This is a genomic window from Flavobacterium suzhouense, assembly GCF_042684765.1.
GTDB lineage: Bacteria > Bacteroidota > Bacteroidia > Flavobacteriales > Flavobacteriaceae > Flavobacterium > Flavobacterium suzhouense.
This window is the reverse complement of record NZ_JBHUMD010000007.1, coordinates 341,384-368,057: the sequence shown is the minus strand read 5'-3', so window position 1 is coordinate 368,057 and position 26,674 is coordinate 341,384. Positions and strand designations below refer to the sequence as shown.

At 35.6% G+C, this 26,674-nt stretch carries 26 protein-coding genes; 15 read left to right on the top strand and 11 right to left on the bottom strand.

Translation table 11 applies throughout. The features are described from left to right. The first annotated feature begins 92 nt into the window (after positions 1-92). The 5 genes from ACFSR3_RS06930 (at position 93) to ACFSR3_RS06910 (ending at position 6,370) form a co-directional block, all read left to right on the top strand. Complete coding sequence (locus ACFSR3_RS06930; protein WP_169519695.1) at positions 93-464, top strand: BlaI/MecI/CopY family transcriptional regulator; 372 nt, start codon at positions 93-95, stop codon at positions 462-464. Positions 465-498: 34 nt separating this feature from the next. Further along, positions 499-2,430 (top strand): M56 family metallopeptidase, encoded by a 1,932-nt coding sequence (locus tag ACFSR3_RS06925; RefSeq protein ID WP_379820316.1) that lies wholly within the window; start codon positions 499-501, stop codon positions 2,428-2,430. 110 nt (positions 2,431-2,540) lie between these two features. Beyond that, the gene (locus ACFSR3_RS06920; RefSeq protein ID WP_379820315.1) at positions 2,541-3,872 is read left to right on the top strand and encodes a M56 family metallopeptidase; all 1,332 of its coding nucleotides are present in this window, start codon (positions 2,541-2,543) and stop codon (positions 3,870-3,872) included. A 34-nt stretch (positions 3,873-3,906) separates the two neighbouring features. After that, positions 3,907-5,145 carry a M56 family metallopeptidase gene (locus ACFSR3_RS06915; RefSeq protein ID WP_379820314.1) on the top strand — a complete coding sequence of 413 codons (1,239 nt, stop codon included), beginning with the start codon at positions 3,907-3,909 and terminating at the stop codon, positions 5,143-5,145. 124 nt (positions 5,146-5,269) lie between these two features. Continuing rightward, entirely contained in the window at positions 5,270-6,370 is a 1,101-nt protein-coding gene (locus tag ACFSR3_RS06910; protein WP_379820313.1) for a DUF4407 domain-containing protein, read from the top strand. 42 nt (positions 6,371-6,412) lie between these two features. Here the strand turns inward: ACFSR3_RS06910 and ACFSR3_RS06905 are convergent, their stop codons facing one another. The 5 genes from ACFSR3_RS06905 to ACFSR3_RS06885 all read right to left on the bottom strand — a co-directional run bounded on the left by ACFSR3_RS06905 (position 6,413) and on the right by ACFSR3_RS06885 (position 9,191). Continuing rightward, positions 6,413-6,838, bottom strand: a complete 426-nt coding sequence (locus ACFSR3_RS06905; protein WP_379820312.1) for a 3-hydroxyacyl-ACP dehydratase FabZ family protein — start codon at positions 6,836-6,838, stop codon at positions 6,413-6,415. Positions 6,839-6,849: 11 nt separating this feature from the next. Then, on the bottom strand, positions 6,850-7,584 hold the full coding sequence (locus tag ACFSR3_RS06900) for a PH domain-containing protein (protein WP_379820311.1): 735 nt from the start codon (positions 7,582-7,584) through the stop codon (positions 6,850-6,852). 61 nt (positions 7,585-7,645) lie between these two features. Next, positions 7,646-8,014 carry an MmcQ/YjbR family DNA-binding protein gene (locus tag ACFSR3_RS06895; protein WP_379820310.1) on the bottom strand — a complete coding sequence of 123 codons (369 nt, stop codon included), beginning with the start codon at positions 8,012-8,014 and terminating at the stop codon, positions 7,646-7,648. Positions 8,015-8,091: 77 nt separating this feature from the next. Further along, positions 8,092-8,442, bottom strand: coding sequence for a DUF4260 domain-containing protein (locus ACFSR3_RS06890; protein WP_379820309.1), 351 nt, complete (start codon positions 8,440-8,442; stop codon positions 8,092-8,094). Continuing rightward, positions 8,439-9,191 carry a cyclase family protein gene (locus ACFSR3_RS06885; RefSeq protein WP_379820308.1) on the bottom strand — a complete coding sequence of 251 codons (753 nt, stop codon included), beginning with the start codon at positions 9,189-9,191 and terminating at the stop codon, positions 8,439-8,441. Before ACFSR3_RS06885 ends, ACFSR3_RS06890 begins: the two co-directional genes overlap by 4 nt. Positions 9,192-9,269: 78 nt before the next feature. Between ACFSR3_RS06885 and ACFSR3_RS06880 the strand changes: the two genes are divergently transcribed. Beyond that, the gene (locus tag ACFSR3_RS06880; RefSeq protein WP_379820307.1) at positions 9,270-10,169 is read left to right on the top strand and encodes a hypothetical protein; all 900 of its coding nucleotides are present in this window, start codon (positions 9,270-9,272) and stop codon (positions 10,167-10,169) included. On the opposite strand, the gene hemW is transcribed toward ACFSR3_RS06880, so the two are convergent. From hemW to ruvC, 3 genes are all read right to left on the bottom strand, one after another. Continuing rightward, positions 10,166-11,293 (bottom strand): radical SAM family heme chaperone HemW, encoded by a 1,128-nt coding sequence (hemW, locus tag ACFSR3_RS06875; protein WP_379820306.1) that lies wholly within the window; start codon positions 11,291-11,293, stop codon positions 10,166-10,168. The two genes, ACFSR3_RS06880 and hemW, sit on opposite strands and share 4 nt — an antisense overlap. A 76-nt stretch (positions 11,294-11,369) precedes the next feature. Next, positions 11,370-12,254 carry a hypothetical protein gene (locus tag ACFSR3_RS06870; protein WP_379820305.1) on the bottom strand — a complete coding sequence of 295 codons (885 nt, stop codon included), beginning with the start codon at positions 12,252-12,254 and terminating at the stop codon, positions 11,370-11,372. Positions 12,255-12,296: 42 nt separating this feature from the next. Then, complete coding sequence (ruvC, locus tag ACFSR3_RS06865) at positions 12,297-12,851, bottom strand: crossover junction endodeoxyribonuclease RuvC (protein WP_379820304.1); 555 nt, start codon at positions 12,849-12,851, stop codon at positions 12,297-12,299. A 23-nt stretch (positions 12,852-12,874) separates the two neighbouring features. On the opposite strand from ruvC, the gene ACFSR3_RS06860 reads away from it, so the two are divergent. Then, the gene (locus ACFSR3_RS06860) at positions 12,875-13,822 is read left to right on the top strand and encodes a lysylphosphatidylglycerol synthase domain-containing protein (protein WP_379820303.1); all 948 of its coding nucleotides are present in this window, start codon (positions 12,875-12,877) and stop codon (positions 13,820-13,822) included. Here the strand turns inward: ACFSR3_RS06860 and ACFSR3_RS06855 are convergent. Continuing rightward, on the bottom strand, positions 13,800-14,276 hold the full coding sequence (locus tag ACFSR3_RS06855) for a hypothetical protein (RefSeq protein WP_114756294.1): 477 nt from the start codon (positions 14,274-14,276) through the stop codon (positions 13,800-13,802). The two genes, ACFSR3_RS06860 and ACFSR3_RS06855, sit on opposite strands and share 23 nt — an antisense overlap. Before the next feature lie 262 nt (positions 14,277-14,538). On the opposite strand from ACFSR3_RS06855, the gene ACFSR3_RS06850 reads away from it, so the two are divergent. The 8 genes from ACFSR3_RS06850 to ACFSR3_RS06815 all read left to right on the top strand — a co-directional run bounded on the left by ACFSR3_RS06850 (position 14,539) and on the right by ACFSR3_RS06815 (position 25,413). After that, complete coding sequence (locus tag ACFSR3_RS06850; protein ID WP_379820302.1) at positions 14,539-14,913, top strand: hypothetical protein; 375 nt, start codon at positions 14,539-14,541, stop codon at positions 14,911-14,913. Between the two features lie 51 nt (positions 14,914-14,964). Continuing rightward, positions 14,965-15,930 carry a hypothetical protein gene (locus ACFSR3_RS06845; protein WP_379820301.1) on the top strand — a complete coding sequence of 322 codons (966 nt, stop codon included), beginning with the start codon at positions 14,965-14,967 and terminating at the stop codon, positions 15,928-15,930. A 301-nt stretch (positions 15,931-16,231) separates the two neighbouring features. Beyond that, a complete protein-coding gene (locus ACFSR3_RS06840; RefSeq protein WP_379820300.1) occupies positions 16,232-16,642 on the top strand; it encodes a very short patch repair endonuclease in 411 nt (136 codons plus the stop codon). 424 nt (positions 16,643-17,066) lie between these two features. Next, positions 17,067-18,578 carry an AAA family ATPase gene (locus ACFSR3_RS06835; protein WP_379820299.1) on the top strand — a complete coding sequence of 504 codons (1,512 nt, stop codon included), beginning with the start codon at positions 17,067-17,069 and terminating at the stop codon, positions 18,576-18,578. Continuing rightward, complete coding sequence (locus tag ACFSR3_RS06830) at positions 18,571-19,248, top strand: HNH endonuclease (protein ID WP_379820298.1); 678 nt, start codon at positions 18,571-18,573, stop codon at positions 19,246-19,248. Before ACFSR3_RS06835 ends, ACFSR3_RS06830 begins: the two co-directional genes overlap by 8 nt. 81 nt (positions 19,249-19,329) lie before the next feature. Continuing rightward, a complete protein-coding gene (locus ACFSR3_RS06825) occupies positions 19,330-21,894 on the top strand; it encodes an ATP-binding protein (protein WP_379820297.1) in 2,565 nt (854 codons plus the stop codon). Continuing rightward, complete coding sequence (locus tag ACFSR3_RS06820) at positions 21,894-24,269, top strand: hypothetical protein (RefSeq protein ID WP_379820296.1); 2,376 nt, start codon at positions 21,894-21,896, stop codon at positions 24,267-24,269. Before ACFSR3_RS06825 ends, ACFSR3_RS06820 begins: the two co-directional genes overlap by 1 nt. Then, on the top strand, positions 24,262-25,413 hold the full coding sequence (locus tag ACFSR3_RS06815; RefSeq protein WP_379820295.1) for a DNA cytosine methyltransferase: 1,152 nt from the start codon (positions 24,262-24,264) through the stop codon (positions 25,411-25,413). The genes ACFSR3_RS06820 and ACFSR3_RS06815 overlap by 8 nt, the downstream gene beginning before the upstream one ends. Before the next feature lie 35 nt (positions 25,414-25,448). Here the strand turns inward: ACFSR3_RS06815 and ACFSR3_RS06810 are convergent, their stop codons facing one another. After that, positions 25,449-26,168, bottom strand: coding sequence for a hypothetical protein (locus ACFSR3_RS06810; RefSeq protein WP_379820294.1), 720 nt, complete (start codon positions 26,166-26,168; stop codon positions 25,449-25,451). Between the two features lie 4 nt (positions 26,169-26,172). Further along, entirely contained in the window at positions 26,173-26,499 is a 327-nt protein-coding gene (locus tag ACFSR3_RS06805; RefSeq protein WP_379820293.1) for a hypothetical protein, read from the bottom strand. Positions 26,500-26,674 lie beyond the last annotated feature (175 nt).

The window sequence follows — 26,674 nt, the reverse complement described above, 5'->3', positions numbered from 1 at the left end:
ACTACCTTACAGTACATTTTTTTTTACAAAAAAAGTTGCAGGCGTTATTTTTTATTCTACATTTGTAGAAACAACTCTAAAATTGTAGAGCAATGCAATTGACAAAAACAGAAGAACAGTTAATGGAATTTCTCTGGACACAGGAAAAAGCCTTTATGAAAGATTTACTGGAAATGTTTCCTGACCCCAAACCAGCCACTACAACAGTTGCCACCTTATTAAAGCGAATGTCTGAAAAAGGCTTTGTAGGGTATAAGGAATATGGAAAATCGAGAGAGTATTATCCGTTGGTAAAAAAATCCGAATACTTTTCAAAACAGGTAAACGGAATGATAAAGAGTTTCTTTAATAACTCGGCAGCACAGTTTGCTTCTTTCTTTACAAAAGAAACCGACATGAGTGCTGATGAGCTGGAAGAACTGAGAAAGATCATAGATAAAGAGATTGCCAAAAAGCAGCAGTGATAGCATCATAATAAACCAAACCAACCAACTAATTATGACAGACTTCCTTATAAAATCGACCGTTGCAATGGGAGTATTGCTTGGTATCTACTACATTTTATTTGAAAGGGAAAAGATGCACCGTTTCAACAGGTTTTACCTGCTGAGTGCACTGGTTTTTTCTCTGGTGTTGCCGTTTGTCACAATTCCTGTTTATGTTGAAGGAGAAGCTCCCATTCAGCCTTTACCAATGGAACAGGCGATGGAATTCAGGGAGCAACAAATGCCCGATAATACATTCGACACCAAAACTGCGACAGTACCCCCTGCCCCTGTTGATGTCAAAACAGCAACAGAACCTCAAATGAATTATTGGCCTTATTTAGGCTGGGGATTATACATAACCATTGTCCTTATACTCACCATAAGGTTTTTATTGAATATTTTACATTTTTATAATACCAAACGAAACAATCTCACAGTAAGCTACAAAGGTACCAGCCTTGTTTTATTGAATTACAATGTAATGCCGCACACCTTTTTGGGTAACATTTATGTAAGCAAAGAGGAATACGACAATAAGCTTATTGCAACCGAACTTTTCACACATGAGCTTGTTCATGTAAAACAGTACCATACCCTAGATATTTTATTTATAGAAGCATTGAAAACCATATTCTGGTTCAATCCGCTACTATATTTTTATAAAAAAGCCATACAGCTCAACCATGAGTTCCTGGCCGACGAAAAAGTAATAGATGCTACAGCCAACACCACCTATTACCAAAACCTGCTACTGGAAAGAGCCAATGTTGGCAAGGCCTTTTCTTTGGCAAGCAACCTGAATTTTTCATTAACTAAAAAAAGATTCATTATGATGACCAAAACCACCAACCACACTAGGTCGATGATTCTGAAACTGACATCATTGCCAATACTTGCGGGGCTTATTTATTTTTTAAGCACCGAAACTGTTGTTCTTGCAAAACCCGCAGACAACAGGATACCTGAACTTGCACCTGTTTCTGAAACTGTAATTCCGGCATCCGATACAGCTACAATCCTACAGGCTGACAGCGTTAAGCAACAGCCTGAAGTAAAAAAAACATCTACATCAGACCCTGAGGCACGAAAAAACGAGTACTATAAAGGTGTCCGTATAATTATTGAAGATGCGCAAAGAGGGAAGTATGTAGACCTACCTTACGAGAAACTCACTGCCGAAGACAGAAAATATTACCTGCCTGAAGCACCTGATAAAAAAGGAAAAGCAAAGGGTATTCAGGAAGCGGATTACAACTATTCCCTGTACAAGCTTTATGAAGAAAAGCAGAACGTTCAGTATTTTGTTGACGACAAAAAAGTAACCCGCGACGAAGTCCTGAAATATAAAAAAGAAGATTTTGCCACCTTCGCTTCCAGATCCTCGGGGATGAAAATCGTAAATGGGAAACTGGAAGGTAATCATAGGGAGTTTTTTTACAGCTACTCTTATTATGATAAATACCTCAAAAACATCTACGACCGTTATCCTGATAAAACCATTAAAATTAATGTTACTGCCAAAGCAGAATCCTATAAATCAGATCTTGCCGATGAAGCAAAAGCAACAGGAAAAACAGAATTGCAAATAAGCGAAGAAAGGGAAAAGAAAGAACTTGAGGCTAATACCTATAACACGGTTGAAGACAGAAAAAATCAGCAACGTTATTTCTACCCCCGCTTCTCCGGAGGTAACGAAGAATTTGACCAATACCTGACTAAAAATTTAGAGCTTCCTGAAAGATATAAAGACAAAAAACTTTCTATTCACTTTACTGTAAATACAGATGGTAAATTGTCAGACGTATGGATTCCCGGTGAGAAAGACGAAGAATTCCTAAGCGAAGTAAAAAGGGTAATAGAGAACTCTCCTGCATGGATTCCGTCACAAAAGGATGGACAGGCACTAAGAGTTGGATTTTCGGCCGACTACCCTGTTAAATAATAAACCAACCTACCAATTCATATTCTTTAATTCGATTAGTTTTTGGGAGACTACCGATCCGCCTGAAAAGGCGGGTTACCCTCCCTAATGAATGATTAAAATGTAAAGCCATGACCGACTTCCTTATAAAATCAACCGTTGCAATGGGAATATTACTCGCTCTCTATCATTTGTTATTTGAAAGGGAAAAGATGCATCGTTTCAACAGGTTTTATTTGCTGGGCGCATTGGTCTTCTCATTGGCTTTACCTTTTATCACTGTTATAACTTATGTTCAGGAGGTTCCACAAGCTAATACTATAATTGAAACTTCACAATTGGTTATGTCACCAGAAGTTCCCTATAGTACTGCCAAAGGAACCATTTACAAACCAATAACCAATTGCATCCCTTATCTGGCATGGAGTGTTTATGGCGTAATAACGTTTCTGCTTGCAATACGCTTCATTAAAAACGTACTTTCATTTTTCAGGAAGGCCAAAGACAATCCAACAATAAATATAGAGGGAGCAAAACTGGTTTTACTGGATGAAAAAATCCTTCCGCACACTTTCCTAAACTACATTTTTATCAATCGGGAAGAATATGAAACAAACAGTATCGAAAATGAATTGTACACCCATGAGCTTACTCATGTAAAACAAAAGCATACTCTTGATATTCTATTTATAGAGGCACTTAAAACCATATTCTGGTTCAATCCGCTGCTCTATTTCTATAAAAAAGCCATACAGCTCAACCATGAGTTCCTGGCCGACGAGAAAGTAATAGATACTACTGCCAACACCGTCTATTACCAAAACCTGCTGCTTGAGAAAGCCAACGTTGGCACGACTTTCTCCATGGCTAGCAACCTCACTTTTTCATTAACTAAAAAAAGATTTATCATGATGACCAAAACAACCTCATCAATCAAAGCAGGTCTTTTAAAACTTGCTATAGCTCCGGTAATTACCGTAATGATGATGCTATTATGTACAGAAACTATTGCGCAGGAAAAAATAAGCGATATCCCTGCAGACAAAATCAAAACACTTAATGTAAATAAAAAAATAAGCCAAAAACAGGTAGACTCGTTGCGAAAAGCCAATCCATCGGTTTACAAATCAAAAAATCCTGCCGACTATTCGCAAACAAAAGTGAGCTACACCGACAAAAAAGGAAAAATTGCCACCAAATCATTTTTTGAGAATGATACCCTAGCCGCTAAAAAAGATAATTTATCATCACAGATCAAAAATGCTTTGTCTTTTGTTCCTGTTGATAAGATCAAAACGATGAAAATTAGCAAAGATGTTACGCAACAGCAGCTGGATTCGATCAAACAATCTACGCCAAGAGTATACAAATCAAACAATCCGGACGATTACGGAAAAATGACGGTAGAATATACTGACGAAACAGGGAATAGCGCAAGCAGATTGTTTTTCATTGAGCAATAGAGCAAATAAGCTGTAACAAACTAATAATTAACTTATGACAGACTTCCTTATAAAATCGACCGTTGCAATGGGAGTATTGCTTGGCCTGTACTACGTTTTATTTGAAAGGGAAAAAATGCACCGGTTCAACAGGTTCTATTTGTTGGGAGCACTCATATTATCATTGGTTTTACCTTTTATTAGTTTTTCAGTTTATAACGAAAACCTGGCTTCAACAATAACGCTTTTGCCTTTGGAATTAGGTAAAAATCAAAATCAGGTTCTTCAAACAGGAAATAATAGTACAACAACCATATTATGCTGTTTATATGCAACCGGGACCTTACTGATGCTCTTTCGTTTTGTAAAGAACATAAAGGCCATCCGTTCATCTGTCAACAGCAACAAAAGACTATCGCTTAAAAACGCCAGCCTTGTACTAGTTGATGCTAAGATTCTCCCTCATACATTTATGAAATATATTTTTGTAAATAAAGATGAGTATGAAAACAGGGAACTGGAAAAGGAATTCTTTACACACGAACTGGCTCATGTAAATCAACTGCATACTCTTGATGTTATTTTTGTTGAACTGATCAGGGCTTTTTACTGGTTTAATCCTCTTATTTATTTTTACAAGAAAGCCATTCAGCTCAACCATGAATTTTTAGCCGACGAAAATGTCCTGAAAAACCATAAACATGTAATTACCTATCAAAATTTACTTCTAAGCAAAGCTTCCGGCAAACAACATATTGCCCTTGCCAGTAACCTAAACTTTTCTCTAACCAAAAAAAGATTTGTTATGATGACTAAAACCACCAACCGATTTCTTGCAACATTTAAACAAGCTGTTGCCATACCTGTAATTGCAGGACTCCTTTTAGTATCGTGTGTAGATACTCCTGAAGAGAAGACAGAAAGCCCGCACCTGCCTAAATCAAAATCCAAAACGGTAGTTCAATCCAATGAAGACACTTACAATGTAGCGGCACTGAACACTCAACCCGAATATCCCGGCGGAATGCAGGCATTTTACTCACAGGTTATGAAAAATTTTCAGGTACCTGAGATTGACCATGACCTTACAGCTAAGATATATGTATCCTTTGTTGTTGAGAAAGATGGAGCAATAACAGACATAAAAATTCTGAGAGACCCCGGTTACGGCTTAGGAGACGAAGCCAAACGTGTACTGGAACTGGACGACACAAAATGGAAACCGGGCATACTTAACGGGAAACCTGTAAGGGCTTCTTTTAACCTCCCTATTACCATCAATGTAAAAAGCTAATTTAATCCGCCCCAGAGGCGGATTTTTCTTACCCCTAAAGTTAAACATATCAACCGCTTATACCATAGTATCAAAAAACGCGTTACCTTTGTAAACATCATCATCATCAAAAAACAAAATCAACATGCTAAAGCGTTTTTTTATCACCTGTTCAGGGGTCGACAAAGACCTCGTGTACACCTGCTCTAACGGCGAGCAGAACAAATATGCCGGAATTGGCGCCACCGTTTTTTTTACTGCACTCATGGCATGGCTGGCAGCTTCTTATGCCCTTTACACTGTTTTCGACAATGTATACACCGCAACCTTTTTTGGGCTTTTATGGGGCTTGCTGATTTTTAACCTTGACAGGTTTATAGTTTCCACCATACGTAAGCGAAATAAGTTCGGTCAGGAATTCCTGCAGGCTACGCCACGTATTGTGCTTGCCATGATTATTGCCATTGTTATCTCCAAACCCCTTGAGATAAAGATCTTTCAGAAAGAGATTGATACCGTTCTGCTCAAAGAAAAGAACGAACTGGCTATGGCCAATAAAAAGCAGGTTGCCAATTACTTCAAAGGTGACCTTGACAAGAACAAGGCAGAGATTGATAACCTTAAACGTGCTATTACCAAGAAAGAAAAAGAGGTAAACGACCTTTACAGCACTTATATTACCGAAGCAGAAGGCACTAAAGGCACAATGAAACTGGGCAAAGGTCCTGTATATGCTGAAAAGAGAATGAAGCATGATGCTGCCTTAGCAGAACTTGATACCCTTAGAAAAACCAATCAGGCGAAGATTACTGCTCTTGAGAAAGATGCTACTACCCTAAAGACCAGTCAGGACAAAAAGGTAACAGAGACGCAGCCTATCATCGATAGTTTTGACGGACTTATGGCACGTATCAATGCGCTGAATAAGTTACCGTGGCTGCCTTCATTTTTTATTATGTTATTGTTCCTCGCTATTGAGACTTCGCCCATAATTGCGAAACTGCTTTCGCCAAAAGGAGAATACGACCTGAAACTGGAAGATACCGAAATGGCCCTTGCCACAAATCTGGCACAAAACAATTATCAGCGTGAACTGATGCGCACTACCGATGCCGGCATTTATGACGATGTATACGCCGAGATAAGGGATGACCGCGGCCTTTATACCTACAAGAAGAAAAAAGCATTGGAACTGCTCGAAATGCAGGCCGATAGTTTTTCAAACAAACAGAAAAACGTGATGTAAATAGAAAGTCCCCGCATAGCGGGGACTCTTTTTTTAAATCTGCTACATTGCAGATGTATCTATCTTTATGCTAAGCCAGGCGGCTTCGAGAATCAGTTCATCGTTTACATAAGCCCTGCCTTCCTGTTTTACCATTTTAGCACTAAGCCTTACATTTTTTATGACGTATTTTATCTGTTCATTGTAATGCACTCCTTTATAAAACTGCGCTGTTTCGATATGTGCCAGGGCAAAAACACCTTCGGCTACACCAAGCAGACGTACTCCGGCACCACCACACTGCGCCATCGATTCTAAAATTATAGTCCCCGGAATCTTACCCGGTGGAAAGTACCCTGTCAATACAGGATTATCCCTGTCATTAAATGTTTGAAGTCCTACAATCTCTTCCCCGCTTATTGAAACAATTTCATCAACAAACAAAAAAGGCTTCCTATGAGGAATAAGCTCTTCTATAGTTTTACTCATAGCAGACCTAATTACAGGTACGCCAGTATCTCTTTTTTAAAGGCATCATATTCTCCCTGAAGGATAAGACCGTTATCAAGCAGTTTTTTATAGTTCTGAAGCTTATCAAACAGTTCTTCTTTGCTCAGTTCGCTAAGTGCTTTGTCTTTATTGCTCTTTTCTTCAGCTACTGGAGCAGACTCGCTGTAAGCCGGAGCTACAGGCTGTGGCAGCGGACTGATGATCTCAGCATAATCGTTTACCTCTTCAGTTTCTACTTCTTCCACCTCTTCTACTTCCTCAGCAACAGGAGGATGCTTCTCCGCAGAAGGTTCAGCAAAAAACGTTTCAGGTTTCGCCGGTGCAGCTGCTTCTTTAAGATCCTCTAACTGTTCCTTAGCAAATGTATTGATCTTTCTTGCCTGAATCTTTGGAATATAATCAATTGAAACGGTCAGATCAGTATTCGTATTGAATGAGAATTCAGAACCAAGTATATTTTCTTTAACGAAAGTAGCAGTGATGATGTTCCAGCTAAAATCAGTAAAATCCATAGACAAACCCAGATTCTTTGGCTTACACAAAATAATCCTTTTGTTAGTAAGCACTATACTGTCAGGAAAAACAGTAATAGCAGGCTTCTTCTGAACCCCGATATAACCTATCTCTTCACCCCTCATCAGGATGTCGTTAAGTTTAGAAGTGATTTTCTCAACTGCTTTAGGATCCTGCTCTTCGTTCAGGAAGTTTTTTATATGCTCTTTCATATTGTTTACAAAGTAATTACGCGCTCAAAGTTACAAAGCCGAATATTAATTTACTAATAAATTATTGCTGTTCAATAATTTCTGCCTGAAGCTTTTTCGTAAGGCTTTTAAAAACCAAATCGTAAGAATGATCTATCAGTTCCCTGAACATTTTTTCAGACACATCACCATCAACTGTAACGGTATTCCAGTGTACCTTGCTCATATGATACCCCGGTTCGATAGCGTCATATTGCGCACGAAGTTCCAGCGCCCTGTCGGGATCGCACTTAAGGTTAACCGATGCCTCGCCCTTTTCCCATTGTGACAATGAAGAAAGCGCAAACATCTTGCCTCCAACCTTAAACACAAGCGTATCCTCATCAAACGGAAAATGTTCAGTAACGCCTTTTTTGGCAAGACAGTAATCGTAAAATCCTTGTATATTCATTTTTAAAGCTGCTTAGTTGCTGAGGAGCTTAAATTCTTAGGTTCTCAATCTCAAATCTAATATCTCACTACTCAATTCTATTTCCCTATCTCTCCCAAATGCGTAAACTTAAATCCCTGCTCCAGTTTCAAGCCATAGCCAAACATCCTGTCCATACTGGAATGCGCAAATAGTATGACTCCGGCTAACTGAACTGTCTCATTATCCAGGTATATACCTAAAAGATATACACCAATGGCTAACGCCCTGTGATGTGCAATATTATAACACCATGCTCCCACTTTATTTCCGAAAGCATACCCTATCATGGAAAGATCGGGAACCAAAAGCAAAGCAGGAAACCACCACCATGCATAATCAAGCAGACTAAAAAGATATATACCCAAGCCAAACAATAAGGCTTCTTCCAATTGTATCAGCTTTTTCATGAGAGTTTGTATAAAACAGGTTTACTCGGACTCGCATCGTTCTCAAAAGAAGCGATCTGAAGGTTTAGCAGGTAGCTGCCGTCTTTTACTTCATCGTTTACATATATCATTTCGGTAATGGTAGCATCGTGTCGGGCATCGGCATTCAGGTTGTTGATGTCTTTTACATTCCAAAAAGCTTTATGCGAAACAAGTCTGCCTTCATCATTTTCCCTGTCTACGCTCGGCATATCAATTAGCAAATGCTTTATACCGCATTCGCGGATGAATGTCGCGGCTGCTTCTTCAAGATAAGGTGGATTGGTATTGCTGTAGTTCTTTGATGTTTTGCTGCTATCATTAGGAAGCGTACGGATAACGATTGCCTCAGGTGATTTTCCGTTAAGGGCTTTTTCGATCTGAGCTTTGGTAATTACAAAATCTTCGTCCTGTGCTTCTGGAAGTACAGATACCAGCTCTGCCATAAAAAAGAACTGTTTCAGTGCCTGGTTCACACTATAGAAATCACGCGTAATATGCCCCAGGCATTCAGTATGTGTACCATGCCCGTGCGGGTTGAAAAAGATATTATTGAAATTGGTCGACGATCCCTCGCTTACCTTACCTACCCAATCGTCCATTTTTACAGGCTCGATAACCGGTTTATCAATATACCAGGCTATCGGGTTGTTTTCATCGTTAGTAAGCGGAATTGAAATATCTATAGGTTGCGAAAGGTTTACAGTAAAACCTTCAATGGTTGCCAGCATATTTTTTATTTACAAAATAAAGAAATAGATTCATATAATTCCGAAATGTATGTATTATTGCTAAAAAATTTCCCTAACATGCAAAAAAGCCAGGACGGCACCATCTATCCTATAGAATTCATGAGGATAGTCGGTGTAATACTTATAACATTTACCCACATAAGACACGATTTTACAGAGGGAACTACTTTTTTTATACTGGAAACATTACCACGATACGGAACATTGCTTCTATCTATAATTTCAGGCTATCTTTTTTGCATGAATCCCCTACAGGGAAATTTATTGACAAAAAAAATAAAAAGCCTGCTTATACCGTACCTGATAGCCAACCTGGCAGTAATCCTTCCTGTTTTATTAGCTAAAAGTCTTGGCTTCGATTACCTGAACAGGCTTAGTTTCGATTATACATTATTAACTGAAGGGCTATTCTCTTTACACTCTCCTCCGGTAAATCCTCCTACTTATTTTATCAGGGATCTGTTCATTATTTTTTGCCTTATATCCATTACGCGGAAAAATTTCCTGGCGCTACTTTTTATCGTGCCTCTCTTAGCGTTCGGTATGCTACTGTTACGTTGGGATATTGCTTTTTTATTCCTGGCCGGCTTTCTGATACGAAAATTCAATATCGAAAATCAAAACAAACTGATTATTAATTCAATCGGAGCAATAGCTTTGGCTATTGGGATATTTTTCTTAAAAGAAAACAGCTTTAGGTACATTATTGCCGTGCTGTTTTTCCTGAATTTTATTACCCTTAAATTTACTTTTGTAAAAACAGGAGGCTATACTTATTTACTGCATTTATATCATTCTCCCATTATTGTATTTCTGTTCCCTATACTACACAGAATTTATCCTGAGCCATACTTTGAGATTGTTGCCCAAATAACACTTGCTGTAGTGGTAAGTTATATCGCCTGGATAATTATCAAAAAATTAAATTGGGGGTTTATGGTCGGCAACAGGCTCTAAGTCACATAAAACAGATCAGACGCAATACCATCGGCCAAAAACTTTCCTTCGCGGGTAGTTTTAATGATTCCATTGTCGTTTACCAATAGTCCCTGCAGTATAAACTTGGTTGCTTCAAGAATCAAATGATCACTAAATAGTTTTCCTAATTCATCATGTACTCTCTGTAACGACACGCCCCAAATGGTGCGCAGACCGGTCATTACATATTCATTATACCTGTCGGCAGGACTTAGTTTTTCGGTTTCAGAAGGAAGTTTACCGCCTTCAATCCCTTTCAGATAAAGGGAGTTATTAGCGATATTCCAGCTGCGGTGTATTCCGTCATAACTATGCGCCGAAGGCCCAATACCAATATACTTTTTCCCAAGCCAGTATGCCGTATTGTTCCTTGAGAAATACCCCTCCTTACCAAAGTTAGACAACTCATAATGCACAAAGCCATTCGCCTGAAGTACATCAACCAATAACAAAAAGTGCTCATGCGAAACCTCTTCACTTGGGGCGGCAATCTCACCTTTTTTCACGAATTTATCCAGCGCGGTCTTAGGTTCTACCGTAAGTGCATAACTGGAAATATGAGGCACCCCAAAAGACAATGCTTTGTTTACATTCTGCATCCAGCGTTCGTTGGTCATACCCGGAACACCATAAATGAGGTCGATAGAGATATTATCAAAATACTTTACTGCTTCGGCAAGGCAAACTTCGGCTTCGGCTGCATTGTGGGCACGGTTCATCATTTTGAGGTCGTCCTCAAAAAAAGACTGTATCCCGATACTCAAACGATTAATCGGACTTTTAGACAGTTCCATTATCCGTTCTTTGGATAAATCATCGGGATTTGCTTCTAGTGTAATTTCCGGATTGGCACCTACCTGATAATTTTGATAAACAACGTCTATTAATGTCTCTATTTCTGCGTTGGTAAGTACCGATGGTGTCCCTCCACCAAAATAAATGGTCTCTACCATTTCATTGGCAAACTCATTTTTCCGCATGGCAATTTCTTTGGCTAATGCCAAGATCATATCATCTTTCTTTTTCATTGAAGTAGAAAAATGAAAGTCGCAGTAATGACACGCCTGCCTGCAAAAAGGAATGTGTATATAAATACCCGCCATACTGCAAAGCTACAACGATTTTACAATAAATAACAAAGGCCTGCGAAAGCAGGCCTCATAAATCTATATAAGACTATTAATAATTTATATAGGCTTGTTTAAATGTCCCATTCTGGACTATTATCGTAGCTCCCGTTTCAGGATGTTCAGCAGTAAAGCTGAATGTTCCTGATATAATCGTTAACTGAGAACCTACAGTTTTTTCAGTGATGTTCATCGTTCCTGTCGTAGTAATGTATTCAACATCTACATTTTCCTGAGTATCATACACAAATAGTTTCATTTTATTTGGTGAATCAGCTGTTCCAAATGTATGAACTCCAGTAGTAGTATCCTGATGATTAGTTACGATTCCGATAGTGTATTTAGTATCGTTAGAAGCATTAAGTGTAAGGTTTTCACCTGAAAAGAAACCACCTTCCTGATCACCGTCACTATCATGCCATTCCGCTCCATTTACAGTTGCTGAAACTCCTAAGCCTGAGACCTGTGGCGTCACCTGAGTATAAGCAACTTTAAAACTTCCTTCTACAGTAGAAAAAGCTGAGGTTATATCGTATTCTTCATCAAATACTTTTCCTGAGAAATTAACCTCAACGGTTTTGTTAGCCTCATCAATAGCTACAAGTTCAAATGTAAAATAATTAGATTTAAAATAATGATAGCTTGTTCTCCACGGAATTTCAAAATCGTTCGCCATAGTAGAAGCATCACCCATATTACCCCACTGGTTAAAGGTAAAATGTATTACTCTTCCACTTGCGGCAGTTCCCTGAACCTCAAAGCTGCTTTCACTTCTTGCAGCTATCCAGGTGGTAACATTTTGTTCCTCCCCGTCTATGGTGTACTCAAAAAATTCTTCACCGGAAGGATTGTTTACAGGATTACTGTCATCAGACGAACAGGAAACAGCGAAAGCAGACAAAAACAGCACTAATGCCGCATGTTTAAGTTTTTTCATAAAAAAATAAATTGGTATTTGGTTAATTTAATGCAAATATATTTATTTTTTAACACGATTTTCATTTTGCTTCACAAAAGCGTCCCAACCACTATAACTTTTTCCTGACACAATTTTTCCTGAATTAAAGAAATGACATACAGCCGCAGCAAGTCCGTCAGTACTATCAAGGTTTTTTGGAAGCTCTTTTAAACCCAAAAGTTGTTGCAGCATTTTTGCTACCTGTTCCTTACTGGCATTACCATTACCGGTAATAGCCATTTTTATTTTTTTAGGCTCGTACTCGGTAATAGGTATTTGGCGCGAAAGACCTGCAGCCATAGCAACCCCTTGCGCCCTACCCAACTTTAGCATAGACTGTACGTTCTTTCCGAAGAAGGGCGCTTCAATAGCAATTTCATCCGGATGATGAGTTTCTATAAGCTCTATGGTGCGCTCAAAAATAATCCTGAGTTTTATATAATGATCTTCATACTTATGAAGTTGGAGTTCGTTCAGCTGAAGGAATTCCATTTTTTTATTAATAACCTTTATAAGGCCGAAACCCATAATGGTTGTCCCCGGATCTATCCCTAATATAATGCGTTCGTTTGCCAATGTATTTTCTTTACTTTTGCAGCATGTCTGCCACACGCAAAGCTAAACAATTCCTCGTTGCCATAGTCAAACTTTTGATCGTGGGCGGAGCATTTTATTTTATCTACGACAGGCTCGCACACAACAACGGGCTTGACTGGAAACTCCTCCTGGAAACTTTAAAACAGGAAGATTCGTTTTTGATAGCCGGTTTATTATTAATTCTCACTTTTCTTAACAGGTTTCTGGAGATCATCAAATGGCAGAATCTGGCATCAGTAATACAACCTATTTCGTTAGGCCGTTCTGCCAAAGAAGTTCTTGCCGCTGTTACAGTTGCTCTTTTTACACCAAACGGTATAGGCGAATATGCCGCTAAAGCCATGTATTATAAAAAAGATGAAGCAGGAGAGATTGTTTTCCTGAACCTTATATGCAATGGCATACAATTGATAATTGCCGTTATAGTGGGAATGACAGGCCTTTTTTATTTCAACTACAGCTATCCGTCGCTATCAGGAAGCCTTGCCTTTGGTATATTAGGCGCAGTAGTTTTGCTTTTTGTACTATTCTTTTCTGCACGAAAGATCACTATTAAAGGCTATTCACTGCAAAGACTGGGTGAAAAAATAAACGCCATGCCAAAAAAGGCACACCAAAAAAACATCTTTTTGGCGGTATTGCGTTACCTTACCATCATGCACCAGTATCATCTGTTGTTTTTACTTTTCGGAACAACACTGCCTTATCCGCTCCTGATGGCGACTATTGCCGCTACCTATTTTTTAGGATCTTCCATACCTAACCTGCAGTTTCTTGACTTTGCCGTAAAGGGTAGTGTGTCCATCTTCTTTTTTGGGGCTTTAGGCGTAAACGATTGGATTGTGGTATTTACTGCAACATTGATATGGCTGTTAAATACAGTTCTGCCTGTTATTGCAGGAAGTTATTTTGTATTTACGTTTAAACCTATTTCTGAACACTCAGAATAACAGGAAGCACGAACTGGGTTGTAACCGGAACCCCTTCTTTTTGTGCCGGCACTACCGGAGGAAAATTAACCAGCCTTTTTTTGATAAGACTGTCAATCTGAGCCATATTATAATTTGGATTAGGTGGAAGCTGTGGCTCAAACCTCAATGTAGCGTTAGAAAACACTGTCACCTTTACCTGTATTGTATCAACTTCAGGGTACATAAGGGCAAGCGTATCGATATCCAGCTTTTTTTGAATCAGTAGTGTCATCTGCGCAAAAAAACAATCTTTTCGCATTTCCTTATCCGTTATAGCATCACATTCGGCTATGGTTGGATAACTACTTACCTCCTTCCAGTTAATCTCCTTAAGACGTTTTTGCAGAAGTTCTTCCTCATTAGGTACCTGACCGTCAAAGAAGCGACAGGAACAAAGCAAAATAAGAAAAGACAAGGCTGCAATTTTTTTCATCCGGCAGATAAGAGATAAGGTTAAGCCAAAAATAAGGAAAATTTCTTAAGGAGACGAATCAGAAAAACGAAGTATCCAAAAATCAAAAAAGCCCTCCAATTTAATGGAAAGCTTCTCATTCGGTCTAACTACTAAACCGTGTCACGCGGAGCGTGACGTAAACAACACAACTATCTTAAATACTTTAGGCGAAAAAAGCCCCGCAAATCTGCGAGGCTTCTTTTCCTTTTAACTGGCGGTCTGTATAAGGTTTGAAAAGGAAGTGTACAACGGAGGTTATAATTTTTGGAGTATTCATAGTTGCTACACGCTATCAGATATCAGAGAAAACTGGGAGGAAATCGGGCGGGAAATTATTTCCAGTCTAAAATCAGTCGAACTTAATGATAAAGTAAACGCTAAGGATGTTTTCAAAGTAATTGATGCGCAAGAATTTGTTAAATATCTAAGAAGTAGAAAACCTGAACTTTTAGATCATTCAGCATATCTAATAACAGTGTTGTACATAAAAGGATACACTACAAAGCAATTCAAGGAAATATTTAAAACATTCACCAAGTGTAACATTGAAGAAGTCAAGCTTAGGGATGAAATGCTTATGGATTTGGAAAAGCATGCTAAAACGGTTTTTTCTTAATAGTAGTAATTTATGCCCGGCTCAAGCCGGGCTAATCTCAAAATCAAAAGAATGTTGGATAAACTAAAAATAAGGATTGAAAACTTTATAGCTACAGGTACAAAAAACTGGAAGTATCGGGGCAGCGGTCTGTATCCCGGACAAAAGATATACACTCTCAAAATTTATAATCCAAATGCCACAAAAAAGCGTTTTGCCATACAGTTGTGTAAGATAGTAAATATTGATACAGGTGAAGAGTTTATTATGTTTGAGAATAGTATTCGCAAATGGTACTTTGGCCGTAACACGAGGCAAGACCTTAAGTACTTTCAGTACGTCGATTGTATAAAGATTCTCAGCAGGGAAATCGGTGTTAGAGAAATTGACTTGTGGAATGCCCGGGTTATGACTTTAGAGATGGGTATAAACCTTCTGTTAAAAAGCAACATGAAGAATGTAAATGAATGCCTTATTCGCTACAGAGGTTTAAAACGTGTGACTATATTATCATCTGTTTATTTTGAAGGAAAGAATCTAAAATTAAGGATTTACGATAAATGGGCAGAAATATTCCGGTCTAAAAAAATGAACATTTACCAACTGAGGTTTGCGTCAAAGTACCATTTGTTGAGAGTTGAAGTAGAGGTCAAAAAGATGACAGGATTTTTTCAGGCGAAAGCTTTTACATTAGGTAACGTTAAAGACAATTGGAATGAAATTGTAAGTAAACTAGAATGGTATATTAAAGGGATTAATTTTGTAGATAGAATCTCACCGGCAATTAGTAAAAATGAAATAAAAACGCCGACTGACTTTTATGGTTATCATCTCTATGAGAATATGAACAAGGATTTTTTTAGGAACTTACGACAATTTGAAAAACTGACTTTCAGTCAAAATAATAAGTCTGGTAGTATTAAAAATCTTTTAAGTTTATTTGAACGTGGAGTTTCAAAAATCGCTGACTTTAAACAGGAATTTTACTCAACTGTATATCAGAAAACAGGTAGATTATATAATAAAGGTAACTTATAGTAATTAATAACTTATATATACTTTAAACTAATACCTAAGAGCAAACAAATAAGTATAAATAAATTTAAGCGCGATTGTACAAGCCCGGTGATGAAAAAGTATAAATAGCCGGGTTTAGTACAAATGCACTAACTTAAAGAAATCTTATTTGCGGATATATTCTTCTATTATCTTTCTATTGGTTGAAATCGTTGATTTAAGGCGTTGAATTGATATATGTATCTTAAGGGGCGCGCTAGTTTTAAATAAGTTCTTATATCGCTTGTTTTCCATATCTTAGATTTTGAATAAATGAGGAAGGATGGATAAATGGTCAAAAGAGAAGCGTAGTGAGGTGATGTCTAAAATAAGGTCAAAAGACACTAAGCCTGAAAAGAAGTTAAGGTCATTGCTTTTTAGTAGAGGGCTACGATTCAGGATTCACTCTAAGAAGTTACCGGGGACACCGGATATTGTATTAGCTAAATATAAAACAGTAATTTTTGTCCACGGCTGTTTTTGGCATTACCATAAGGAGTGTAGGGATGGTAGAATACCTGACACTAATAGCTTGTTTTGGGAGACAAAATTATCACGGAATATTTCGCGGGATAATAAAAATCAAAGAGAAATTGTAGAATTAGGTTGGAAAGTGATAGTTGTTTGGGAATGTAAAATAAAAAAGGCCACCGACGACTTTGTTGATGATCTTGTATTGACAATTAAGTCTTAAGCTACTTTAGTAAATGCAGCGTCTCTTATATCTTAGACGAAACTGTATTTAGCATTACCTTTCACATCATTTACTCTTTGTTGATATTCATGTGCAGGTGCTTTTTTTATTAACTCGGTTAATTTAGAGAATTCTACGCTGTATACCCCATTAATATATTCTACTTCTGTCGTATTCCCACACATCACTAACTTTACGGAATGCCATTCTACCCAGAAATATATTAGTCTCTGGATAATGTTTTGAGTAACGGTCACAATCCTTGCTGTTAAAAACGACTGCTTACGATGGGTCAATAAAGATAAAAATATTGAAGCCCTAAATAAAGTTTAATAAGAAAAAATACTGTATGTAAAAGATGGTTAATTTGGATTAGTGAATTATTATTTTAATTTTGAATAACAACACAGCCAATTATATTATAATGCAAAAACATGATTTTAAAGTTATTAATCTTAAACTTAAGGATAATAATATATTTGATGATATTGACATAAATTTTTTTGATAAAAATGACCATCCAAGTGAGCCTTATACAACACTTATCATTGGGCCTAATGGTACTGGTAAAAGTAACTTACTGAGGATTTTGGTTCTTCTGTTTATTGAATTAAAAGAGTTTAAGAAGAATAAAAAGCGCACAGGTAGAGTTCAAGGTAAGTTTTGCCTTGAATATCAAATTGATGGGAACCGTATTCAATATAGTAATTATGATTTTGAATCTGATAAGGAATTAAGGCCTCAAATTATTTCAGATGGTGCTATACTTGATGGAAGTGATTTTCCAACACCTGAAAGAATAATTGCAACAGCGGTTATGTTAACGGATAAATTTCCGGTCGAAATACCTGGCGCTACAGATTATACTTATTTAGGGGTCAAGACTAATTACTACATGGCCAAAACGACTTCTTTTGTAAATAAGACGATTGATTTATTGTTTGAATCATTGGAAAATGAGGAGGCTAAAGATAATATACAGAAGGCTCTTAATTTTTTAGGGTATGATAAACAGCTTTTTATATATTATTATCCTAGGTATAAACATATATTTTTTAAAGGGAATATTACCCAATATGTGTTTGAGAGATTTTTTACGCATTTTTGGGAGTACACTAAACGAGCTTCAGATAGTCCACCGTGGAGTTTTAATAGATTTAAATCTCTCAAAAAAGAAAATCCTGAAATAATTATTGAATTGGTAAATTTTTGTAATAAGATTTACAGAAATCTTCATCCTGAATATCCGGGAAGTAGAACAAAATTTTTTGAATTTGATTTATATGACAATGACTTATCTCAGCGTGAATTAAGTCTCTTAAAGACTCTTCATTCTCTAGATATTATTAGTTCTCCCTCCATAGGATTTAAAAAGTTAGATAAGGTTTTTGAATTACAACACAGTAGCTCAGGTGAATATCACTTTATCTCAAGCTTTATAGGATTGCTTGCTAAAATAAAATACAATAGTCTTATTGTAATTGATGAACCTGAGAATAGTTTACATCCTAACTGGCAAATGAAATACATATCCTTCCTTAAGGAATTGTTTAAAAACTATAGAGACAGCCATATAATAATAACTTCTCACTCACATTTTATGGTTTCTGATTTAGCAAAGGAAAGTTCCAGTATTGTTGGATTAAATAAAACTGATAAAATTGTAGCCTCAAATATTCCAGCTAATACTTATGGTTGGTCTGCGGAAGAAATTTTAATGAAAATATTCAAAACTCCTAGCTCAAGAAATTATTATTTAACGCAGGAGCTAGGGAAAATTTTTGAATTAATTTCTCATGAGCCGAATGAGAGAAACTATGGGGAATTAAAAAGACGAATAAATGACTTAAAAAATCTTGATTTATCAGGGTTGAGTGATGATGATCCATTAAAAGACGTTATAAATACTTTATTTAAAAAATTTAAAGATGTCTAACTATTCACTTGAAGGCCTGATTGATTTATCAGCAGCAGAGGTTTCTATCGTAAAAAAAAATCCATTGAGCAAAAAAGAACAGTGGAATGATAAGTTATACGACCCGATTAAGCAAAGGTTGAAAAAGGAATTAATTATCAAGCAGTTTGATAGATGTGCTTATTGTAGGAGAATAGTTGAGCCAAATGCATATTACGAGCCTCTTGAACATATTGTGCCTAAATCACTATATCCGCAATGGATGTTTGAACCAAAAAATTTAATTGTCACTTGTAACACCTGTAATAATTTAAAAGGGAATGATGATACTTTGGTGGCTAGCTATAAATCCTCAATTAAATTTCCATTATTATCCAACGCTTTTTTGATTTTTAACCCCCACTTTGATAAGTGGCATGAACATTTAAGATATGAGGATGGAATTTTTTTAGTGGCCGTACCCAATTCAAAGGGTAAAGATACAATCCGGATATGCAAATTATATAGGTTCCATGTCATTGTTAACAAAGCAAAGGAATTAAAAATGAAGCAAAAAGAGCCGATGCGTAAGATTGTAAGTAGATTAAGTATACTTGAAAAAAAATCAAAAGAGAGTAAAGAAATTATACAGGAACTTTATGATGCTATAAATTTTTATATTGATAGGGTGGATGATAATGATAATTTTTAATATTATGTATCACCTTACTGATTAATTAATAATAAATTATATGAAAAGTAATTTTGTAACTTTCGCCTATAATAAACTCCAATGAAATTTAAATATAATCCACGAATTTTAGCTCAACTTGGAACAGAATTAATTACTTCTGACGAGGTTGCCTTTACTGAATTATTAAAAAATTCCTATGACGCTAAAGCATCGCAGGTTAAAGTTCATTTTGTAGACTCGCTAGAATCTCTTAATAGGAGCCTATTAGTAACTCCCGTAAATGACGACGTACTTCTTAAGTTGAAAGCAACGATAGGGGACGAAAAAGTTATCATTTTAGAAGATAACGGCATTGGTATGGATGAAAAAAGACTTCTTGAGGGTTTTTTCACCGTAGGCTCTGATTTAAAAGAAAAGCTAAAAAGGGCTGAGTCTGATGCAGGTAAAAAAGAAAAAATAACACTAGGAGACAAAGGCTTAGGAAGACTTTCTTCCCAAAGATTAGCTTCTATTTTAATAGTGGAAACTTGTACAAAAGAAGATAGTGAAGTAAATTATGTCGAGATTGAATGGGCGAAATTTTCAAAAGATTTAGAGGAAGATGCTCCAGTTTTACATTTTAAGAAAAAGGAAGATGTTTCATATACGCGCCTCTGGTTTGTAGGCTCGGTTGACTTTAGTACATTCATTGAAGACAAAAGAAGTCTTCAAAAGTCTTTATTTGAAGACGACGGCGACGGGGGTATACATCTCCAGGAAAAGCTTCAATCCTCAGTTAGCTTTTTGTATTCCCCTTTTGAAAAATTAGAAGAGGATTTTGAAATTAAATTCTATTTAAATGATCTTGAAATTCAATCATCATTTAATAATGAGAGTATAAATATTGCAGAAACAATCCACAGGTTTAAAATCTCTAAGGAAAGGAATCAGTCAGTTGTAAATTTAGAATTGGAGATAAAGCCTTGGTACGTTGAGTTAATTCACTTAAGAATTTTAGGTAAAAATTTATTTACTGAAAGAAAAAGAGATACACATTATTATTTATCGCTTATTGAAAAACATAAGGTAAGGTTGGATAATAGTCTTAAGAAAAGAGTTCTGTTAATTGATTATCTCAGGAGCAAATCCAACTTTAGCTCTTCGGAAATAAAATTATTGGAAGATATAGCACCTATTGAAGGCAAAGTTTATGCATTCCATAGGGAGCAATTTCGTTTAAACTTAGCTGTAAATGCTGCGAAAGCCGTTGGAGCAATAAAAAAAAATGAAAATATTACATCCATTAGAGAATTTCTAAATTACCATAACGGGATAAAATTATATAGAGACCGATTTAGGATTGCTAATTTAGGAGATAAGGAAAGCGATTGGTTAAATTTACAGCAGGCACGTACTAGAGGACAACAATTTTTCAGGTTTGAGCTAGGTAATGTAATAGGCTTTGTCAAGATTAGCGATTTTTACCAAAAATATATTAAAGAAATAAGTTCCCGCCAAGAACTGAGTCAATCAGGACATGCGATTGCCTTAAAATCATTCCTGCAACAAATATTCAATGATGACTTCTACCAATTAAGTACATCGGCTTATTATTTGGTTCGGGATATTTTGACAGAAGAAGGTCAAATACCTCACAATACCCCCAAAGAGTTAAAAGATCAAGTTGATGAGTCGGAAGCTATGCTGAAAGAAACACTAAAAAGTTTAAATATCTTCCAAAATAGTTTTAGTGAAATTAAAGATAATATATTGCTTGATACGCCTGAGAAAATAAAAAAGGTACAACGGGTAATAACTCAATTAGAGGGGCAAGATAATAGTCTTACTGAAAATATTAATAATAGTATCACGACGCTAAAATCAGCTAAAGATACTTTAACTGTAATTGAAGAAAAACAAAAAGAGTCATATAATAATTATAAGTTAATGGCTAATGGCCTTATTACTGAAGTAATGACCCATGAGCTACATTCAATTTTATTGAATACAAAATCCGGAATTAATTATGAAGTTCATATCGCAGCATTGAAAAGCTATTTGCTTGATATGAAGCAAATTGGTCTTTATAAAGAAAATTTAAAGCCTGTAAACGAACGAATGGATTTTTTACATACAAGAATAAGTGAGCTGGATTTATTCTATAACTTTTTAGAAAAAACCTTTATTCGTCAGGGAACTCATGATGACTTTGAAAATGAAATCATTAAAGACCTTTTGCTAGGGTTCCAAAAAAGATTAGATAAAAGATTGAAGGATTTAAAAACCGATATTGTCTTTGAGAATCTTCAAAATTATTCCTGGTATGTTCCTAAGGGTACGTTAACCCATGTTTTTTACAACCTTATAGATAATTCATTGTATTGGATTGGAGAGCGCCAAAAAAGAGGTGCCTATGATCAACAGTTTAAATCTGATTTACGTGATTTGATAAAAATTGAAAGAATAGATGAAAATACAATTCATTATTATGATTCGGGAATAGGAGTTATAGAGGATTTACAATTTACACTTTTCCATCCTTTTAAATCCGGAAAAAAAGAAGGAAGGGGTATGGGTATGTACATTGTCAAAAATCTTTTAGAATCGTTTGGAGGTAGTATAGAACTACTTCCAGACATGAATGCTTATGGAAACCGACATATTTTTTCAATAACTATTAAATAATGGAAAGTAAATTTAGCAAGCTTATAGACGAATTATACACTGGTATAGTAGTTTTTATAGACGACGATTTTGTTCCTGTAACTAATTCAGGTGAAATATTGTGTCATTTACTTGGGATTAATGATATAGATTACAGCCACATATCTGAGCCTATAGAAAAACTTGTACCGGAATTTATGGCGGAGCTCAATGCTTTTAAACAGGCATTTGTTCAAATTATTTTATCAGGAGAAGATACTACGTGGCTCGAATCTGGCGAAATAGTAGAACTGTTGAAAAATAAGCAGTTAGATGATCTTGCTCAAACAGCTAATTCAATCTGCACGGCCATTTCAGATAATATTGAAGAATTTTCAAAAATAGCTATGAATTTTGGGTTGGTAGCTACTGATGGAGCGGCCTGTTATAAATCATTTTTTAAAAGCTTAAATTCTCATTCGCCAAAAAAATCTGTTAGGGTATTCAAAGGTCTTGAAGGTGATGTTTTTAATCAATTTGAAGAGGAGGTCGCTCAAGTAATTAGTAAAACAAATGAAAAACATTGTTTATTAATAGTTGATAAGAAACTAGGCAATCAGCAAGACGGGAATCAAATTATTCTAGATATAAAAACAAGTGATAAAATAAAATCTTTTTTTAGTGTTCTGTTTACGTCTCAGCCTGAAGATCCACCAAAACAAGAATTGAACTCTGAACTACATTTTCATTTTGAAATTCCGAAGGAAGGGGATGGAGATTATAGCGCGTTGGAAAAAGTTTCTGAGGGACTTGCTCTATGTGCCTACATATCATTATTCGTAAAATTATTTGATTTAAAGCACAATGCCTTAAAGCACGCTAAAGATATAGTATTATCCTCAGGTAAAGGAAATATGCTCTTTTTGTCAGACATGGCACACGCCGAGGGTATCACTGTTTTTCAAACTATAAATAATTGGTTTGATTTACTAGTCCAGAAAATTATACAAGACCGACTGTTAGATAAAGATGAAACATTGGATTTTGATTTCATTATGGGTCTAACAACGATACTTAATCCAGAGTTTTTAAAAGATTCTGAAAATAATATTTCTGAAATTTTTAGGAACGAACTTAATGAATTAAATCGTTTTGAACTGTTTAATTATTCTTTGAATCTTACATATGCTCCACCAAGTCCCGGAGATTTATATTTGATTGATGGTAAGATTTATATTTTAACGGGACAAGACTGCGATTTAATAGTACGAGATAATTCGAAAGTGATTTCAAGGAAGGAAAAGCTAGCTGAAATGATCGAATGTGAATTCGTCCATAATTTGTTAGATGAAAGAAAAAGCGAAGATGAAAAGACGCTTTCAATGAACTATTTTCTGTTTGGTGAAGACTTTGGCCACTTAAAAATTCATTTAAATAGAAGAGCTTTCTATGATTTTAGAATATTAGATTTATGTAGCTTAAATGAAGACGGACAATCTATTTTAAGTAAGAATGAAGAATTGAAAAAGTCAGCTATAAAAGCTCTTCCAAAGATGTGGCAGGAATATTATCCTAAGCTTAAATGTGAAATTATAGAGAAAATAAAAGTATACAATTTCATTAAAGAAAGTGGTATAAATAGCAATGTTTTATCCGCAGATACAAGTTTCCTTTTGGAACCTTTTGAGGATGAAAATAAAATAATATTTCCTGTTTCGAGATTGGCCAGTGTAAAAGGGCAGATAAAGGATTATCTTTTACAAAAATATTGGGAATATAAGACAAGAAAAGGATTAAACACGATTTCGTTATTTAATAGGCGGGAAATCACTGTTGATGCCTTTAAATGTGGTTTCGACGAAGTTGTTGAGTTCGCTTCAAAGCCCAAAGCAAGTTTAAAATTATCCAATGACAGGGAAACTAATAAAAAAATATCAAAATTACCTTTAATTTTAGAACGTGAAGATTTAATGTCATTGCTAGATTCACCCTACAAAGAAATTTTTAAGCTAGTGTCTAAGGATGAAATAGTTCTCGCAACAAACGATTTCATCAGGAATGAAGAGTCAATGATAACTTTTAAAAAAAGTTATACCGATAAGAAATTAGCTATTGAAATTAGGTTTCCATACTATAATTCTATTACTCAAAGATTTTTTATAGTAAAAGGTAAGCTATCTTTGCTTGATATTTTTGGAGAGGATTTTATGAATGAAAATCCCCTTTCTCAAGACTCTTCTTATTTAATAGAAGGTAAGGAAGAGGCTATAGCTATGAGTAATAAAAAACACGAATCTTTTACCCCTGAAATTTTAGAGAAAGGAGTAATAATTACAAGTCCTGATCTTCATATTAAATTAGATAGGAAGTTAGGGGTTATCAATCTTGTAGAAAAAGTAAACGTAGATAATGAATAATGTAGATGCACAGAATATTAATATTTTATCGTTATTCTCTGGTGGAGGATTTTTGGATATTGGATTTTTGAACCAAGGTTATAATATCAATCAGGCGATAGAAATAAATCCTTTTTTTATTGATTGTTATAACGAAGGAATAAAATCTTATTACACGAATACAAATTCTATATCCAAGGGATTGTACTCGCCAATTGAAACTCCTTTTGATGCATCCACTAAACAAAATCAGAAAATAATTAAAAGCTTAAATCACGGTGTTTCCGGGATTATAGGTGGCCCACCATGTCAGGATTATTCTATTGGAGGTAATAATGCCGGTATGGAAGGAGAAAGAGGAAAACTGATTTATAGTTATTTCGAAATTGTAAAAAATGTGAATCCGGAATTTATTTTTTTTGAGAATGTGCCAGGGCTTTATAATACCAAAGTTCATCAGATTGCTTTTCTAGATTTGGTTTCGAGGCTAGAAAAGGTTGGTTATTGTGTTTGGTATACTATTCTTAATTCATTAAATTTTGGAATTCCTCAAGACCGGCCTAGGCTAACACTTGTTGGTTTTAAAAAAGATATAGTTAAGAAATTAAAGAAAGCTGGGTATAAAGATTTAAAAGAGGAAGTAAAAAGTGAAGAGGAGTTTATTTTTAAATGGCCGAAAAAAATTATTGAAAATCCGAAAAATATCAAATGGCCTTCGAAATGGGAATTTGGCTCGGATATTATAGAACAGGATTTGTCGCTAATACCTGACGATCATAAAAATCTCCAAATTATCAGTGCTTTTCAAGGATTGACTATGGATATGCCGAATCAAGATGAATTTTTTGTTCCTAAATCGCATCGTTTTAATACTGTCCACGAGGGAGATACAAATCGAAAATCTTTTAAAAGATTACATAGGTATCGCTATAGTCCTACAGTTGCCTACGGTAACAATGAGGTGCACCTGCATCCAACTGAAGCAAGAAGAATTTCTGTTAGAGAGGCACTTAGAATACAATCAGTCCCTGATAGTTATGTTTTGCCTAAGGATATACCATTGACACATAAATTCAAAGTAATTAGTAATGGTGTTCCTACTCATAAATCTGAATTGATAGCTCAAGAAATTAGAAGAACGTTGGAAAATTTCAGGAAATTATAATAGTTACTTCACAGCTTGAGGATAGGATTGAAATTTTAGTGTCGGAATAGGTTATACCAAATATTATTAGTGTTATTTACCCCTAATAAGACCCCCGTTCTTTTTTTATTGTTATAAAGGCTTGTAAATAATACGGTTATGGGTTTAGGTTCGAGTCCCGTCCAATCGTGCTCGATATTTTCAACCTTTCGACGAGTCAGCATTATATTTTTATCAATGACTTCATTAGTGTTGTATAAAATAAAATCTCTACTATCATGGTAAACATAATTATAGTCTTTATACTTATATCTTAAAGCTGAACCTTCGTCAATAAAATGTGTAAATTGAGTATACCATGAATAGCATTTATTGATATTTTCATATTTTTTATCGAGTTTCATGCTAACCCCGAAAGATGCCTTATTAACGAATGACTCCCATATTAGTGATTCGGCTAGGCCAAGTCGTTCAGCCAACTTACTTACAGTTTCTTCAAATTGATTTAATAACATATTCTGACCTATATCTTCCCCAAAACACCATTCCGTGAGATTGGCGTTGATTGTCAGTTTGAACGTATCAGTTTTAATATTATACCGTGACCTAATAGAAAAAAGCACACTACTCCCTTCCTCTGTATGAATTTTTTTCTTAAAGTATACATACTTCTTGATCGAAGGCTTCACATCTTTAGGTACATATTCAATCCAGTCGCCACCTAAGTCTATCGAAGACTTTAGATTATCCAAAACAAACTCAATATTTCTTATCATGACTCTACTTCTTAATTAAAAACTTATCCAGCTCACTTCTTTTAACCCATATCGTTCCATTTGGTGTCTTTTGGATTACCTTCAAACCTTTTTTTCTAAAGCCGTCTAACTGCTTACGACTGATTCCGTATTCGTCGCTAACCTGTTTTACGGTTAGATTCTCTTTAGCTAAGCCAGGTCTATCTATTAGTTCTGACAGTAATTCTTTAAGTTCAGCGTTTGATTTTTCAACTCTTAAGTTAGTCTTCAATACTGCGCTTAGTACCTTAGCATTAACGTATACACCTGTGTTCCCCTGTGGGCTCAAATTACCCTTTGATTGTTTTTGCATGATTTAATGATTTTACGGCGTATTGCCCGATTTATATTTTACTAATACTCGGATAGCCCAAATTTTGTCATGAAAAAACATTATTAGTTATTAACAATTTTACAAGTATCAGAAAACCAATTGCTTAAAACTTAAATTGTTAACAACTTTTCAGCAATAAAAAAGCACCCACAAA